This window comes from Pseudomonas sp. P5_B2 (assembly GCF_056400445.1).
On the sequence record NZ_JBFULH010001233.1, the window covers coordinates 1 to 824 of the forward strand.

General features: G+C 55.3%; 1 protein-coding gene. It reads left to right on the plus strand.

The genetic code is table 11. The annotated features are described in order from the left end of the window. The first annotated feature begins 400 nt into the window (after positions 1 to 400). On the plus strand, positions 401 to 757 hold the full coding sequence (locus tag AC1DRJ_RS30430; protein WP_477805377.1) for a DUF6124 family protein: 357 nt from the start codon (positions 401 to 403) through the stop codon (positions 755 to 757). The last annotated feature ends 67 nt before the right edge of the window (positions 758 to 824 follow it).

An 824-nucleotide genomic window follows, 5' to 3' on the forward strand; every position in this document is an offset into this window, starting at 1 on the left:
GGCACGACGCCTTCGCGAGCAGGCTCGCACCACAGAGGAACTGCGGTGATTTTAGGTGTGTGTTTAATTCTGTTTAGGGTTACTTCCTGAAAGCTACAGCGCCTTGCGCCGTCGCCTACAACCACGTCAGAATCCGCCGGCTTGTGCGCCTGGAGGCCCGTCGGTAACTTGGTCCTGTCACTGATTTCCAGTGATCGGGTTTAGTAGCCCGGCTTTTCCTAACTGGTCGTACAAGTATCATTTAGTCAGGCATTCGCCTGCATTTGATGGTGACTGTGCGCATGGTGCCCTCGGGCACACCGGTTTGGCTGGTGGCCGGTCTACTAACTTGCGCACAGCTGCCTCCCATCCGTTTAGTAGCGAGACAGGTTGCAGCTCTACTAGCAGGAGCACCAGTTCAATGTTCAAGATAACGCCGAACCCACCGAAAACCGACGACGTTTCCCCCTACGAAGCCCCCGAGTCCAAAAAACTCAACAAAGCCGCCGACCGCGCCCTCGATTACTACCTCAAACCGGTCATCCCCAAAGACACTCCACGCAAACCGAGCACGATCTACTTCGTCGGGCCCGACACCGATAATGAAACCCTACTGGTCAACGCCTGTGAATCACTGGCGTCGGCGAGCGTGATGTTGAGCAACTTCGCAGCAACGGTTGATGGCACCCAGCGCAACACAGTGCTTGGCATACAGCACTCCGTCATGTTGGGTGAACTAGCGGTGAACCGGATGCTCGATAACTTCGTCCCAACCTAAATCCTTGTGGGRATTAGCCTGCTCGCGATGCGGTCTGTCTGTCTGAAACATCAATGCTGACTGATCC